The following is a 12,714-nucleotide window of genomic DNA, read 5'->3' on the forward strand; positions in this document are numbered from 1 at the left end:
TACCGTCCAGCGCGCTTAACGGTTGGGGCGCACTGCTGTTGACCTGCTACGGTTGAGCCGGATCAAGGGGCCACTGTGCCGCGAAACCGACACTGGCTACAACGCCTGTTGAGTTTTTCGCATGGGCGTGGAACGATTGGATATTCCCATACCCCTGGAAGCTGTCCGGAGTTGGCCATGCCAAGACTGTTCATGCTGCTCGCGCCTTTGCTCTTCCTCCTGTTCGCCCCAGGCGTGGCCGGGGCTGTCGAGGCGCCCCATGCGGCCGTCCAGACGGTCGAGGTCAAGGCCTCGCGCACGCGCCTGGTGCCTTATCGCGACCTGTTCTACCCGATGGCCAAGGCGGTACAGCAGGCCCTGGGCGGGCGCGCCGCCCTGGCCGTGCAGTTGCGTCCCACGCACCAGGGCGTGCGCCTGGACGACCTCCAGGTCTGGCTTGAAGGCGGGAACGAGTCGTTGCCGGTTGCGCGCCAGGCCGATGGTCTGTTCATGGTGCCGGTGAACGACCGCATGGCCGAAGACAGCGGCCACTTCCTGATCAACAAGAAAACCGAGGACCTGTCGGTCAACCTGGTGCTGGTGCCGACGCTGCCGCGCGAGGCCTGGACCATCGGCGCAATGCGCCACCTGCTCGACGACGCGCGCGGCTCGGTCGGCAAGCTGCTGCCCTGGTACCAGAAACCGGTGGTGTGGGCCGTCACGCGCAAGCTCGCGGTGTCGGTCTGCAGCCGCCTGCGCGACGTGCCGCTCACCCTGCTCGACGGCGCCCGGGTCGTGGCCACCGTGCGCACGAGCGAGGAAGCGCGCAACCACGCTCAGGAGACGGTGTTCTGCCACCGGTTCGATGGCGAGGAAGCGTATCCGGAGAGTACGCGGGTGGTGATTCCGGAGGATGCGGAGGTGTTGTTGATGTAGACGGTTCGCGACGGGTGGCGTTTTTGCCGACGTTTCGACATGCAGGGGTCGAACCGCGTGGGTTCAAGAACCCACCCTACGAAAACGCCGTATTGTTGCGAACGTTTCGACGTGCCGGCGTCGTACCGCGTGGGCTCGGGAGCCCACCCTACAACGGCGGTTTCGTAGGGTGGACACCTGTGTCCACGCTGTCGTACTTCTCCGAACCACCAACGTCATTTGAACGTCGGCGTCCGCACAGCCCGTTTCAAGCCCCGAACAACTCCTCGCGCGTCACGGTCGCCGTGCCCAGCTTGCCCACCACGATCCCGCCCGCGCGGTTGGCGGTGGCCAGCGCCACGTCCAGCGGCGCGCCCGCGCCCAGCATCGCCGCCATGGTCGCGATCACGGTGTCGCCCGCGCCAGAGACGTCGAACACTTCGCGCGCATCGGCGTGCACGTGCAGCACTTCCTGGTCCGTGTACAGGCTCATGCCCTCTTCCGAGCGCGTCAGCAGCAACGCTTCCAGGCCGAGCTCGGTCCGCAGCGCCTGCGCCTTGTCGGTGAGCTGTTCCTCGCTCTTCCAGTTGCCCACGATGCGGCGCAGCTCGGACTTGTTTGGCGTCAGGATGGTCGCGCCGGCGTACATCGAGAAATCGTCACCCTTCGGATCGACCATCACGATCTTGCCGGCCGCACGGGCCTCGCGGATCATCTCGGCGACATTCACCAGGCTGCCCTTGTTGTAGTCGGAGAAGATCAGCACGTCGTAGTCCGGCAGCAGGGCCCGGAACTGGGTGAACTTGTCGCGCAGCACGGTCTCGGTCGGGGCGCCCTCGAAGTCGATGCGCACCATCTGCTGCTGGCGACCGATGACGCGCAGCTTGATGATGGTGGAGATCGCTTCGTCGCGCTTGAGGTAGCTGTGGATGCTGGAGTCGCGCAGCAGGGCCTCGACCTGTTCGCCCGCCTCGTCCCTGCCGACCACGCCCAGCAGGCCGCTGTGCGCGCCCAGGGCGGCGGCATTGCGCGCCACGTTGGCGGCGCCGCCCAGGCGCTCCTCGCGCCGCTCGATGCGCACCACCGGCACCGGCGCCTCCGGGGAGATGCGCGACACCTCGCCAAACCAGTAGCGGTCGAGCATGACGTCGCCGACCACCAGCATGCGCACGTGGTCGAGCCGGGGGGCGGGGTTGGCAAGGTAGGCTTCTGCGGCCAGCAGACGGGATGGGATGGCAGTACTCATGGCGTGTCGGTGCGGGATAATTCGATACAAAGAAGCCGGGCCGCTTCTCTCGAGGCGGCCCGGTCGCCGTCAATTCATTTACCTTCAGTTCATGACGTTGAGTTCTTCGGTGCGGCGTGGCGGGTAGGTTTCCCAGTGGCTGCAACCCGGACACTGCCAGTAGTACTGGCGCGCCTTGAAGCCGCAGTGGCTGCACTGGTAGCGCGCCAGCTTCGCCGTGTAGCCGTGGATCAGGTTCTTGACCATCGAGAGCTCTTCCCAGACATGGGCCGGCGCATCCATCAGGCGCGCTTCGAGCAGCTTGTCCAGGCCGAGCAGGGTCGGGTTGCGGCGCAGTTCGTCCACGACGAGCTGGTGCGCGGCGTCGACGCCGTCGAGCTCCACCACCGCCTTGAAGATCACCTCGATCAGGTCGATCGACGAAGCCTCGGTGAGGTAGGAGCGCAGCAGGTTGACGCCTTCCTGCGGCCGGCCGACGCGGCGGTAGCCATCCATCAGGCGGCCGGCAACCAGGGCCACGTGAGGCACGCTCTGCTGCTCGACGCGCTTCCAGACCGTCAGCGCGCCCTCGACGTCGCCCTGGGCCAGCAGCGCGTCGCCCAGCAGCATGGTGGCGCGCACGCTGTTGCGGTCGGCGTGCAGGGCCTTGTCCAGCAGCGCCAGGGCGTCGGCGTTGTCGTTGCGCACCAGCGCATCCTGGGCCAGTTCGCAATAGAACTGGGCGATTTCCTTCTGGCGCGCGCCGGCGCCCGAGGACTGCAGGCCGCTGGCAGCGTCGATCGCGCGGCTCCATTCCTTTTCGCGCTGGTAGATTTCCAGCAGCGCGCGCCGCGCCTGCACGGCGTAGGAACTCTCGACCAGGCCGTTGAAGGTTTCCTCGGCGCGGTCGAGCAGGCCGGCCTTCAGGTAGTCCATGCCCAGCTCGTACTGGGCATGGGTGCGCTGTTCCAGCGGCAGGTCCGGACGCGCCAGCAGGTTCTGGTGCACGCGGATGGCGCGCTCGATCTCGCCGCGGCGGCGGAACAGGTTACCGAGCGCAAAGTGCATGTCGGCCGTTTCCGGGTCGAGGGTGACGATCTCGATGAAGGCGTCGATGGCCTTGTCCGGCTGGTCGTTCAGCAGGTGGTTCAGTCCCCTGAAATAGGCCCGCGGCAGGGTGCGCGATTCGGACAGCAGTTGGCGGATGTCGACCCGGGCGGCGATCCAGCCCAGGCCAAAGAAGAAGGGAATGGCCAGCAGCCACCAGAGTTCAGCTTCCATGGTTTTCTTTTTATGTTCGTGTTAACGCCTGGCTCAGCGCGGCGCGGCCGGGCGCGGGGGTGTGGCAACCGCGTCGGGGGCCGGTTGAACGCTGCCGGTGCCGGCGGCGCTCTGCAATGCCTGGATGGTGTTCTTGTGTTGCGAGGTTTCGCGGCGGTGACGGAACATGGTCGGTGTCACGGCCAGGATCCCGAGGGCGGCGCCGGCCACGAAAAAGGCCAGCAGCATCAGCACCAGCGGACCACGCAGTTCATAGTTGAGGAAAAAGTGAAGGTCGACTTCCTGCGTGTTCTTCAGCGCGAAGCCGAAAAACAGCACGAACAGGATAAATCCCGCAATGGTGGAGACGAATTTCATCGGGTGATTCTGCCGGTGTCTGCAAAGGCGCAGTGTCGCATATCTGCAAGTTTATTTCAAAGCCGAGCGGCGTGCGCCGCGAGGCGTAGGGTGGGCGCCCCGTGCCCACGCGTGATGTTCGCATGGTGTTGGCGCATCAAATCGCATACCGTTGGCGCATCAAAATGGGCCGACAATGTGGGCCAACAATGTTCATCGTTCACGCGTGGGCACAGGGCGCCCACCCTACGTCGTCGCAAGCCATCCGAAGCAATGCGCGAGGACAACCGGCGAAAAAAAAACGGCACCCTCGCGGATGCCGTTTTGTCTGCGCGTCGACAGACGACTCAGTCTTCGATGATCGGTTGCCCGACCATCGCATCCACCCGTTCGCGCAACTGCTTGCCAGGCTTGAAGTGGGGCACCCGTTTTTCGGGCACCATCACCTTGTCGCCGGACTTCGGGTTGCGTCCGATGCGGGGCGGACGGCTGTTCAGCGCGAAACTGCCGAAACCACGGATCTCGATGCGCTGGCCGGAAGCCAAAGCGTTGGTCATCGCATCGAGGATGGTCTTGACAGCGTACTCCGCATCCTTGGCGACCAGCTGAGAATAACGCTCAGCCAGTCGTGCAATCAGCTCGGACTTGGTCATCTGGTCGCCTCGTCAGGATAGCCCTTGCTTAGTTCTTGTTATCGAACTTGGCCTTCAGCAGAGCGCCCAGGCTGGTGGTGCCCGATGCGGCGCTGCTGTCCGAAGCCAGCTTCTGCATCGCTTCCTGGGTCTCGACATTGTCTTTCGCCTTGATCGACAGCTGGATGCTGCGAGCCTTGCGATCGATGTTGATGACCAGCGCTTCGACCTTGTCGCCAACCTTCAGGTGGGTGCCGGCATCTTCCACGCGGTCGCGCGAGATTTCCGAAGCACGCAGGTAGCCCTCGACTTCTTCGTTCAGCTGGATCACGGCGCCCTTCGGCTCAACCGACTTGACGGTGCCGGTGACCAGCGAACCCTTGTCGTTCAGGGCTGCGAAGTTGTTGAACGGGTCGCCTTCCAGCTGCTTCACGCCCAGCGAAACACGCTCGCGCTCGACGTCGATGGCCAGGACAACGGCTTCCAGCTCGTCGCCCTTCTTGAAGCGGCGCACGGCCTCTTCGCCCGGCTCGGTCCACGACAGGTCCGACAGGTGCACCAGGCCGTCGATGTTGCCCGGCAGGCCGATGAACACGCCGAAGTCGGTGATCGACTTGATCGAACCCTTGACCTTGTCGCCCTTCTTGTGGGTCATGCCGAAGTCGTCCCAAGGATTGGCCTTGCACTGCTTCATGCCCAGCGAGATACGACGACGCTCTTCGTCGATTTCCAGGACCATGACTTCGACTTCGTCGCCCAGCTGGACAACCTTGTTCGGAGCCACGTTCTTGTTGGTCCAGTCCATTTCCGACACGTGCACCAGGCCTTCGATGCCCTGTTCGACTTCGACGAATGCGCCGTAGTCGGTCAGGTTGGTGACTTTACCGAACAGGCGGGTGCCTTGCGGGTAACGACGCGACAGGCCGGTCCAGGGATCGTCGCCCAGCTGCTTGACGCCCAGCGAGACGCGGTTCTTTTCCTGGTCGTACTTGAGGACCTTGGCGGTGATTTCCTGGCCAACCGACAGCACTTCCGACGGGTGACGCACGCGACGCCATGCCAGGTCGGTGATGTGCAGCAGGCCGTCGATGCCGCCCAGGTCGACGAACGCACCGTAGTCGGTGATGTTCTTGACGACGCCGGTGACGACGGTGCCTTCCTTCAGCGTTTCCATCAGCTTCGCACGCTCTTCGCCCATCGATGCTTCGATGACGGCGCGACGCGACAGCACGACGTTGTTACGCTTGCGGTCCAGCTTGATGACCTTGAATTCCAGGGTCTTGCCTTCGAACGGGGTGGTGTCCTTGACCGGACGGGTGTCGACCAGCGAACCCGGCAGGAATGCGCGGATGCCGTTGGTCAGGACGGTCAGGCCGCCTTTGACTTTACCGTTGACGGTGCCGGTGACGATCTCGCCCGACTCCATTGCTTTTTCCAGAGCCAGCCACGATGCCAGGCGCTTGGCCTTGTCGCGCGACAGGATGGTATCGCCGAAACCGTTTTCCAGCGATTCGATGGCCACGGAAACGAAGTCGCCAACTTGGACTTCCAGTTCGCCCTGGTCATTCTTGAATTCGTCGATAGGAATGAAAGCTTCCGACTTCAGGCCGGCGTTGACGATCACGAAGTTGTGATCCAGGCGCACGACTTCAGCGGAAATGACTTCGCCCGAGCGCATGTCTTGACGCGACAGCGATTCCTCGAAGAGGGCGGCAAAGCTTTCCATACCGGATGCTTGGGTGGTTGCAGTAGACATAGGTTATTTACAGGTTAGCCAGCAGGACCGGCAATACGCGGCCTGAACTGGGTCAGGTTGAACAACACCGGCACGGCAAAAACGCCAGCACCGGCACCACACACTTGCTTACAACAGTGCGTTCCAATGGAGCACTTGTTCCACTGCTTCATCGACCGTCATGTCGGACGTGTCGAGGACATACGCACCCTCCGCCGGCACCAGCGGGGCGACGCTACGCTGAGTATCGCGTGCATCGCGCGCCTGCAAATCCGCCAGCAGATCGTCCATATTAGCAGAAAATCCTTTGCCAATCAATTGCTTATAACGACGTTCCGCACGTGCCTCAACACTTGCCGTCAGAAACACTTTCAAACGGGCGTTCGGGAAGATGACGGTGCCCATGTCGCGTCCGTCGGCTACCAGGCCCGGTGCCTTGCGAAAGCCCAGTTGCAGGGCGTAGAGGGCCTGGCGCACGCTCGGCAGCGCGGCGATCTTCGATGCGCTGTTGCCCACTTCCTCGGCGCGGATCAGCGCCCCCACCTCCTCGCCATCGAGGAAAATGTCGCCGCCGGCAAACCGGACCGGCAACTGCGCGGCCAGGTTCGCCACCCCATGCTCGTCGCCCAGATCGACGCCGGCGCGCATGGCCGACAAAGCGGTCAGGCGGTACAGCGCGCCCGAATCGAGCAGGTGGTAACCGAGACGCTCGGCGACGCGGGCGGCGACGGTACCCTTGCCGGAAGCGGTCGGACCATCGATCGTGATGACGGGGATATGGGAATTTGGCATTTTTCTTCTTACCTGGTCTACGCGGCGAGCGCGCGGTTAATACGTGCTTTTAAAACAGACATGCTTTAAAACAGCTCGTTGCGGGCGATGCCCGCGAACGCTTCGAAATAGTCGGGGAAAGTCTTGGCCACGCACTTCGGGTCGTTGATGCGCATCGCGTTGCCGCGCCGCGCCTTGCCGTCCAGCGAAGCGAGCGAGAAGCACATCGCCATGCGGTGGTCGTCATAGGTGTCGATGGTGGCCGGCAGCAGCTCGTGCGGCGGCGTGATGCGGATGTAGTCCTCGCCCTCCTCCACGATCGCCCCGACCTTGCGCAGCTCGAGCGCCATGGCCGCCAGGCGGTCGGTTTCCTTCACGCGCCAGCTGGCGATGTTGCGCAGCGTGCTGGTGCCGTCGGCGTACAGCGCAGCCACGGCGATCGTCATGGCGGCGTCGGGAATATGGTTGAAGTCGGCGTCGATGGCCTTCAGGACGCCGTTCGACCGCGCCTCGATCCAGTTCTCGCCGCGGGTGATGGTGGCGCCCATGCGCTCGAGCGCATCGGCGAAGCGCACGTCGCCCTGGATGCTGTTCTCGCCCACCCCTTCGACCCGTACCGGGCCGCCGGCAATCGCGCCCGCCGCCAGGAAATAGGAGGCGGAAGAGGCGTCGCCCTCGACGTGGATGCTGCCCGGCGAGGCATAGCGCTGGCCCGGCTGCACGGTGAACGAGGCCCAGCCGTTCTGGTCTACCTGGACGCCGAAACGGCGCATCAGGTTCAGGGTGATCTCGATGTAGGGCTTGGAGATCAGTTCGCCGACCACGTCGATGGTCACCGCATGTCCGCGCGCCATCAAGGGCGCCGCCATCAACAGCGCGGTCAGGAACTGGCTCGACACATTGCCGCGCACGGCGATGCGGTTGGCGTGGATATGGCCGCGCCGGATGCGCAGCGGCGGAAAGCCCGGCTCGCCCGTGTACTCGATCTGGGCGCCGACCTCGTTCAGGGCGTCGACCAGGTCGCCGATCGGGCGCTCGTGCATGCGCGAGACGCCGTGCAGGGTGTAGTCGCCGCCGATCACGGCCAGGGCCGCCGTCAGCGGACGGATCGCCGTGCCGGCATTGCCCATGAACAGATCGGCTTCGCCGTTCGGCAGTACGCCGCCGTTGCCGCGCACCAATATGGTGCGCTCGTCGATTTCTTCCCACTGGATGCCGAGCGAACGCAGCGCCCCCAGCATGACCATGGTGTCGTCCGAGGCGAGCAGGTCGTGGATGGTCGTGTCACCCTCGGACAGCGCCGCCAGCAGCAGCGTGCGGTTCGAGATGCTCTTCGAGCCCGGCAGGCGCACCGTGCCCTCGACGTGCATGACGGGTTCGAGGTCGATGTGCTGCGGGTAGTGTTTTTGCGTCATTTACTTTCCTGATTCGGGGCCTGGCGGCGGCTCGCTCGCTTCGATGGCGTCACCCCAGGCGCGCCGGGCGCGCTGGGCGTTGTCGAAGACCGCTTCCAGGCCGGCACTGTCGCCGGCCGCGAGCAGCCCGCGCAATGCGTTTAATTGTGCCAGATATGCATCGAGCTCGGTGAGCAAGGCGTCGCGATTGGCCAAGCTGATGTCGCGCCACATCTCGGGCGAGGAGCCGGCGATGCGGGTGAAGTCGCGGAAACCGCTGGCGGCGTACTGGAACAGCAGGTCCGCGTGGGGCTTGCGGGCGATGTCGTCGACCAGCGCGAAGGCCAGCAGGTGCGGCAGGTGGCTGACCGCCGCGAACACGCTATCGTGCTGCTCGGGCGTGAGCGTGTGGATGATGGCGCCACACAGGCGCCAGGCAGCCGCCACCAGGCCGACGTCGCCCGCGGAATTCTCCGGCAGCGGCGTGATCACGGTCTTCTTGCCGCGGTAGAGCCCGGCCAGCGCGGCGTCCGGTCCGTTCGATTCGCGTCCGGCGATCGGGTGGCCGGGTACGAACTGCCTGACGCGCTCACCCAGCACCGCGCGCGCCGCGGCTACCACGTCGGCCTTGGTGCTGCCGGCGTCGGTGATCACGGTGCCCGGCTCCAGGTAAGGCAACAGGGACGCCAGGATCGGCCCGGTCTGGGCCACGGGCGCGGCCAGCAGCACCAGGTCGGCGCCGGCCATGGCCTGCTGCGCCGAGTCGGCGACGGCGTCGACGATCCCCAGCTCGAGCGCGCGCGCCATGACCTCGGGCGAGCGGCCCATGCCGACGACTTCGCGCACCGCGCCCGCCTCTTTCAAGGCGAGCGCGAACGAGCCGCCGATCAGGCCGACGCCAACGATGACGACCTTGCCCAGCATTTAAGCCAGTGCTTTCTTGAGCGCCTCGATGAAGATCGCGTTCTCTTCCGGCAGGCCGATCGAGATGCGCAGCCACTGCGGCAGGCCGTAGGCCGCCACCGGGCGCACGATCACGCCTTGCTTCAGCAGCGCCAGGTTGACGCGCGCGCCGGCCCCATCGTCGTCGCCCACGCGCACCAGCACGAAGTTGCCGAACGAGGGTACGTATTCCAGGCCCAGTTCGTCGAAGGCGGCGGTCAGTTGCTTGTAGCCCGCGAAGTTGTTCTCCGCGCCCTTGGCGAGGAATTCCTTGTCGTTCAGCGCGGCGATCGCGGCGGCCTGGGCCAGCGAGTTGACGTTGAAAGGCTGGCGGATGCGGTTCATCAGGTCGGTCACCGCCGGCTGGGCGATCGCGAAGCCCACGCGCAGGCCGGCCAGGCCATAGGCCTTGGAGAAGGTGCGCGAGACGATCAGGTTCGGGTACTTGCGCACCCAGGCGCTCGATTCGAACTGGTGCTGCGGCGCCAGGTATTCGTTGTAGGCCTCGTCCAGCACGACGACGACGTTGCCCGGCACCTTGCTCAGGAAGGCTTCGATCTGTTCGGCGCCAATGAAGGTGCCGGTCGGGTTGTTCGGGTTGGCGACGTACACCAGGCGCGTGTCCGGCTCGATGGCGGCGGCCATGGCGTCGAGGTCGTGACCGTAGTTCACAGCCGGCACCACGATGGCGCGGCCGCCCACGCCCTGGGTGGCCAGCGCATACACGGCGAACGAGTACTGCGAGAACACCACCGACTCGCCCTTTTGCACGAAGGCATGGGCGGCGATTTCCAGGATGTCGTTGCTGCCGTTGCCCAGGGTGATCCAGTCGGCCGGCACGTCGTAGCGGGTCGACAATGCCGCCTTCAGCTCGAAGCCGTTCGCGTCCGGATAGCGCCCCAGCTCGGCGGCGGCCTGGGCCATCGCCTGCTTGCTCGATTCGGGCACGCCGAAGGGGTTCTCGTTGGAGGCGAGCTTGACGATGGTGGCTTCGTCGAGACCGAACTCGCGGGCGACTTCAGCGATGGGCTTGCCCGCCTGGTAAGGGGCGATGGCACGAACGTACTCTGGACCGAATTGCGTCATGGATTATGTCTCGAAAATAAAAATTAAAGGCCGACCGGGTAGGAACCGAGCAGCTTGAAGAAGGCGGCATTGTTCTGGAGTTCGTCGAGCGCGCTGGCGACGGCGGCATCCTGGCGGTGGCCTTCGACGTCGACGTAGAAGTAATACTCCCAGGCGCCGGTGCGCGCCGGGCGCGACTCGAAGCGCGACATCGACACGCCGTGTTTCGCCAGCGGCGCCAGCAGATTGTAGACCGCGCCCGCCCGGTTCGGCACGGCCAGCACCAGCGAGGTGCGGTCCTTGCCCGACGGGGTGGTGGCGTGCTGGCCGATGACGACGAAACGGGTGCGGTTGTGCGGGTCGTCCTGGATGTGGGCCTGGACCACGCCGAGCCCGTACTGCTCGCCCGCCATCTCGCTGGCGATCGCGGCAATCGCCGGGTCGCGGCTGGCCTGCACCGCCGCTTCGGCGTTCGAGGCGACGGCGCGCCGCTCGATGCCCGGGTAATGCAGGTTGAGCCAGACCTGGCACTGGGCCAGGGCTTGCGAGTGGGCGCAGATCAGCTTGACGCCGTCCATGCTGCCGCTCTTGCTCATCAGGCTGTGATGGACCGGGATCGACACCTCACCGCTGATGATGGTCGTGGTGGCGAGCATCAGGTCGAGTGTGCGGTTGACGGCACCTTCGGACGAATTCTCGACCGGGACCACGCCGAAGTCGGCCGTGCCGGCCTCGGTGGCGCGGAACACCTCGTCGATCGAGGCGCAGGGCAAGCCCTCGACGGCGCGGCCGAACTGCTGGTGGACGGCCTGCTCGCTGAAGGTGCCGGCTGGTCCCAGGTAGGCGACGGTGACGCGCTTTTCGAGCGCGCGGCAGGCTGACATGACTTCGCGGAAGATGGTCTGCAGGTCGTGATCCTTCAAGGGGCCGCCGTTGCGCTCGGCCACGCCGCGCAGCACCTGCGCTTCGCGCTCGGGGCGGAACACCGGGGCGTCGGTCTCGGCCTTCACGTGGCCGACTTCCTGGGCCAGGCGCGCGCGCCGGCTCAGCAGGTCGAGGATTTGCGCGTCGATCGCGTCGATCTGCTCGCGCAGGGGTTTGAGTTTATCGTTCATTGTTGTGCTAACTGTGTTGGCGTTATCCGTAGGGTGGGCACTCTGTGCCCACGCGAACGTTTGCATGGTGTTGGCTTTGTTATCGCGGTGTCGTCGTCATGTCGCGGTGTCACCTGGGATGACTCTGCGGTCTATCGCCCGCCCATGGTCCTGATAACGGTGACTCTGTGCCGGCTTCCGCGTGGGCACGGGGTGCCCACCCTACGGTTTCGGCCGCTGGCCCCTCACCGCCCCGCAAACTCGTTCAAATAATCGACCAGTGCCTGCACACCTTCGATCGGCATCGCGTTGTAGATCGATGCCCGCATTCCTCCGACGGACTTGTGGCCCTTCAGTTGCAGCAGCCCGCGCGCCTTGGCGCCGGCCAGAAATTGTTCGTTCAGCGATTCGTCGCGCAGATAGAACGGTACGTTCATGCGCGAGCGGTATTCGGGCGCCACGCGGTTCTGGTAGAAGTCGTCGGCGTCCAGCGCCGCATACAACAGCCGCGCCTTCTCGATATTACGCTGTTCCATGGCCGCGACGCCACCCTGGGCCTTCAAATGGGCAAACACCAGCCCGGCGATATAGATCGCATACGTCGGCGGCGTATTGAACATCGATTCGTGCTCGGCCACGGTTTTCCAGTGGAAGGCCGAGGGGCAGATCGGCAGCGCGTGCTCGAGCAGGTCCTCGCGCACGATCACCAGGGTCAGGCCCGCGGGCCCGATGTTCTTCTGCGCGCCGGCGAAGATCACGCCGTATTTGGACACGTCGACGCGGCGCGACAGGATGTGCGAGGACATGTCGGCCACCAGCGGCACCTCATCCGGCAGTTCCGGCACGAAGTCGTATTCGACGCCGTCGATGGTCTCGTTGGTGCAGACGTGCAGGTAGGCCGCGCCGTCGGTCAATTGCCAGGTGTCGCGCGGCGGCACGCGGGTAAAACCCTCGGCCTGGCTGGAGGCCGCCACGTTCACGTTGGCATAGCGCGCCGCCTCCTTGATCGACTTGCCCGACCAGGAGCCGGTGTGGACGAAGTCGACCGTGGCCGGCTCGCGCACCCGGCCCAGCAAATTCAGCGGAATGATGGCGTTCTGGCCCAGCCCGCCGCCCTGCATGAACAGGATGCGGTAATTGGCCGGGACCGCCAGCAGTTCGCGCAGGTCAGCCTCGGCCTGCTTATAGATCGAGATGAACTCTGGACCACGGTGACTCATCTCCATCACCGACATGCCGCTGCCGTGCCAGTCGAGCATTTCGGAAGCCGCCTGCTGCAGCACTTCCTTGGGGAGCACGGCCGGGCCGGCGGAGAAGTTGAATACCTGGGTCATCGTGGTCCTTT

Annotated in this window: 12 protein-coding genes; 1 reads left to right on the top strand and 11 read right to left on the bottom strand. The window is 65.0% G+C overall.

The features are described from left to right. Positions 1–177: 177 nt before the first annotated feature. Positions 178–915 (top strand): hypothetical protein, encoded by a 738-nt coding sequence (locus tag ACSUZJ_RS18840; protein ID WP_499410707.1) that lies wholly within the window; start codon positions 178–180, stop codon positions 913–915. 247 nt (positions 916–1,162) lie between these two features. Here the strand turns inward: ACSUZJ_RS18840 and rfaE1 are convergent, their stop codons facing one another. The 11 genes from rfaE1 to serC form a co-directional block, all read right to left on the bottom strand. Next, entirely contained in the window at positions 1,163–2,140 is a 978-nt protein-coding gene (gene rfaE1, locus ACSUZJ_RS18845; protein ID WP_499410709.1) for a D-glycero-beta-D-manno-heptose-7-phosphate kinase, read from the bottom strand. Positions 2,141–2,224: 84 nt separating this feature from the next. After that, the gene (lapB, locus tag ACSUZJ_RS18850; protein WP_499410711.1) at positions 2,225–3,400 is read right to left on the bottom strand and encodes a lipopolysaccharide assembly protein LapB; all 1,176 of its coding nucleotides are present in this window, start codon (positions 3,398–3,400) and stop codon (positions 2,225–2,227) included. A gap of 33 nt (positions 3,401–3,433) precedes the next feature. Further along, positions 3,434–3,757 (bottom strand): LapA family protein, encoded by a 324-nt coding sequence (locus ACSUZJ_RS18855; RefSeq protein ID WP_499410713.1) that lies wholly within the window; start codon positions 3,755–3,757, stop codon positions 3,434–3,436. 326 nt (positions 3,758–4,083) lie between these two features. Continuing rightward, entirely contained in the window at positions 4,084–4,389 is a 306-nt protein-coding gene (locus ACSUZJ_RS18860; RefSeq protein WP_499410715.1) for an integration host factor subunit beta, read from the bottom strand. Positions 4,390–4,417: 28 nt separating this feature from the next. Beyond that, the gene (rpsA, locus tag ACSUZJ_RS18865; protein ID WP_499410717.1) at positions 4,418–6,094 is read right to left on the bottom strand and encodes a 30S ribosomal protein S1; all 1,677 of its coding nucleotides are present in this window, start codon (positions 6,092–6,094) and stop codon (positions 4,418–4,420) included. Positions 6,095–6,232: 138 nt separating this feature from the next. Further along, complete coding sequence (gene cmk, locus ACSUZJ_RS18870; RefSeq protein ID WP_499410719.1) at positions 6,233–6,895, bottom strand: (d)CMP kinase; 663 nt, start codon at positions 6,893–6,895, stop codon at positions 6,233–6,235. A 65-nt stretch (positions 6,896–6,960) separates the two neighbouring features. Further along, complete coding sequence (gene aroA / locus ACSUZJ_RS18875; RefSeq protein WP_499410721.1) at positions 6,961–8,289, bottom strand: 3-phosphoshikimate 1-carboxyvinyltransferase; 1,329 nt, start codon at positions 8,287–8,289, stop codon at positions 6,961–6,963. Further along, positions 8,290–9,192, bottom strand: coding sequence for a prephenate dehydrogenase (locus ACSUZJ_RS18880; protein ID WP_499410723.1), 903 nt, complete (start codon positions 9,190–9,192; stop codon positions 8,290–8,292). Further along, the gene (gene hisC / locus ACSUZJ_RS18885; RefSeq protein ID WP_499410725.1) at positions 9,193–10,296 is read right to left on the bottom strand and encodes a histidinol-phosphate transaminase; all 1,104 of its coding nucleotides are present in this window, start codon (positions 10,294–10,296) and stop codon (positions 9,193–9,195) included. Between the two features lie 23 nt (positions 10,297–10,319). Further along, on the bottom strand, positions 10,320–11,390 hold the full coding sequence (gene pheA, locus ACSUZJ_RS18890; protein ID WP_499410727.1) for a prephenate dehydratase: 1,071 nt from the start codon (positions 11,388–11,390) through the stop codon (positions 10,320–10,322). A 224-nt stretch (positions 11,391–11,614) separates the two neighbouring features. Then, the gene (gene serC / locus ACSUZJ_RS18895) at positions 11,615–12,703 is read right to left on the bottom strand and encodes a 3-phosphoserine/phosphohydroxythreonine transaminase (protein ID WP_499410729.1); all 1,089 of its coding nucleotides are present in this window, start codon (positions 12,701–12,703) and stop codon (positions 11,615–11,617) included. Between the last annotated feature and the right edge of the window lie 11 nt (positions 12,704–12,714).

The organism is Telluria sp. B2 (assembly GCF_051789535.1).
In the GTDB taxonomy this organism is placed as follows: Bacteria; Pseudomonadota; Gammaproteobacteria; order Burkholderiales; family Burkholderiaceae_D; genus Telluria.